Source organism: Methanosphaera sp. A6 (assembly GCF_001729395.1).
Lineage (GTDB): Archaea > Methanobacteriota > Methanobacteria > Methanobacteriales > Methanobacteriaceae > Methanosphaera > Methanosphaera stadtmanae.
In genome coordinates this window covers 1-2,381 of the sequence record NZ_MAIF01000015.1, presented here as the reverse complement: position 1 = coordinate 2,381, position 2,381 = coordinate 1, and the positions used below count along the sequence as shown (strand labels likewise).

2 protein-coding genes and 1 pseudogene are annotated in these 2,381 nt (G+C 26.5%); 1 reads left to right on the top strand and 2 read right to left on the bottom strand.

The annotated features are described in order from the left end of the window. Positions 1-63: 63 nt before the first annotated feature. Both A9758_RS00445 and A9758_RS00440 read right to left on the bottom strand, forming a co-directional pair. Positions 64-747, bottom strand: coding sequence for a Dna2/Cas4 domain-containing protein (locus A9758_RS00445; RefSeq protein ID WP_011405642.1), 684 nt, complete (start codon positions 745-747; stop codon positions 64-66). A 102-nt stretch (positions 748-849) separates the two neighbouring features. Beyond that, complete coding sequence (locus A9758_RS00440) at positions 850-1,905, bottom strand: hypothetical protein (protein ID WP_011405641.1); 1,056 nt, start codon at positions 1,903-1,905, stop codon at positions 850-852. A gap of 259 nt (positions 1,906-2,164) precedes the next feature. Between A9758_RS00440 and A9758_RS00435 the strand changes: the two are divergent. Then, positions 2,165-2,381 (top strand): annotated as a pseudogene (locus A9758_RS00435) (ketol-acid reductoisomerase); the annotation flags it as partial.

Here is a 2,381-nt window from a genome sequence, read left to right as displayed (position 1 = left end):
AAACAGGTGTTACAGCACTGACAAGAGGACATAAAACCTTATAAGTCTCTTTTTCTATTTTTTTCATGATTTATTATTTGGACATACCTTATTAAATCTACATACACGACATTTATTTGGATTTTTTGTAGGTATAAAATCATCTTCTCCTGCTATTAGATTTTGTACATGTTGTATTATATTTTTAATATTTTCTTCTGATTCTTTTGTAAATTCTTCTCTCCAAAAGATATTATCTGTCCCTCTTGTTCTTAGAGCACATTCTATCTTTTTATCATTACATATTGAATTTTTAAATGCTAATGCATATGCATACACCTGGTTTTTCATGGAAAAATATGCTTTATCTCCTGGTTTATCATCTATTATAACTATACTATCTGGACCTAACCATATTTCATCAATAAATCCCCTTATTCCATATTCTTTACTCATTACAAAGAATTCTCTTGATAATACTTCTTCTGTTTGGGAAGTTTCTATTATTTCATCTATTGTTGTGGAGATTGCATCTTTTTGGAATTCTTCTTCGAGTTGATTATGTATACGTGTTCCTTTAAGCATTGCAGTGTTTGCTTTGAGTTTAATATGTTGAAAGTTCTCTAGATATATTGAATATTCACAGTATCCTTGAATATTTAGCCAACTTATTGGAAAATTCGTTTGATTACCTATTATTCTAACTTGATGTATTGTAGGATGAGCTCTTCCATTATCATATGTACTATTTAATTCTAATAAGTCCATTTTTATCACGTAGCTTCATTTTAATAATATTATCTTATAATTCTATATATAAATAATTACATTTGAAAAAAAGTTTTTAAAAAAGTAATATGTAACATGTTTTTAAATTTCTTCATGATACATATCACTAAAATATAGGGGATTATCTAAGAATCGTTCACCTCTTAATTCAACAACATCATCTGGATTGTACCATTTTACAACATCTTCATTAAAATCCCAGTGATCCCAGTAGGCAAAAACTTCTCTATAATATGCTATAAATGAATGAAACAATCTCTCAGCATATGAATCACTAAGTAGTAATAATTTTTTATTGGAAATACTTTGATTATTTCTAAAATATAATGAAGGACGTTTTTTATATAACTTAAATTCCTCGGGTGCTTCATCTATAAGAGTTTCATATTCATTAACTAAATTCACTGCATCTGTAGGTACGTAGTAATACTTATCCTTTAATTCACCTTCGCCATATGACCAATTTTTTTGACTCATTAAGTCTCCCTTATATTTTTCTACATGATATATCTTAATTTTTTCATATATTTTCTCTAAATAGTATTCATAGCTTTTATCATGAAATTTTGATAATATGTATGCATTTATTTTAGGACCTGCTGTTCTTTTAATATGTGAATCAGTTATATCACAATCTGTTTCATCAACTACATCCTTAAGATCATATACTACCTCCCCTAGTTTATCCACATGCCTATAGGGAGTGTTTGTTTTAAAGGGTAATCTATTCTTTTGAAGTATACTTTTATCTGGTATTGCAAAAAAGGCATAATTCATACCTTGTTTGTTAAAATAATGTTTTTTTTGCCTTTGACTTTTAATGAATTTATTATAATCAATATGTCCAACATAGCTTTTATCATAATGTTGTCTTATTTCATTATTTGTATCATTAACTAGAAAAATAGTATCTCTACCAAGTAACGTCTTTTTAAGATCTTTAAAATATGAGTTGAAATCTATATCAGAAGATGTTAAGTCATTAGATGTTTTTCTATTTGAAGAAATTATGTCTGTTGAAATAGACGAAGTATCTATATTGTTGGTGTTATTTTGTTTTTTAGTTGGATTTTCTTCTGTGTGGTTATTTTTTTTAAAAAATCTAAAAATATTCTTACAAATATCTTGAAAATTCATAGCTAATAACCTCTCTTACTTTATTGTATTTAAGTTAATGTTTATGAATTGTAATTTAATACATGTAATTAAATCACTTTATATTAAGTATATGTTTCTATGAATATTTCATATTAACTATAACTTATTTACTAAATCTATGATGGAAATGAATTTTATAATAAAATAAAGAAAACCTTTATATAAGTTTAAACAAAATCATTAACTGTAAAAGAAAATCTATATAGAATTCATAAAATTTTAAGGAGTACTCGATAACATGAAAGTTTTATATGACGACGATGTAAATACAAATGTATTAGAAAACAAAACTATTGCAGTAATAGGATACGGTAGTCAAGGTAGAGGTCAATCCCTCAATATGCATGACAGTGGCCTAAATGTTATAGTAGGTTTAAGAGAAGGTGGAAAATCCTGGAAAAAAGCACAAGAAGATGGATTAACTGTAAAAACCATTGAAGATGCTTCCAAAGAAG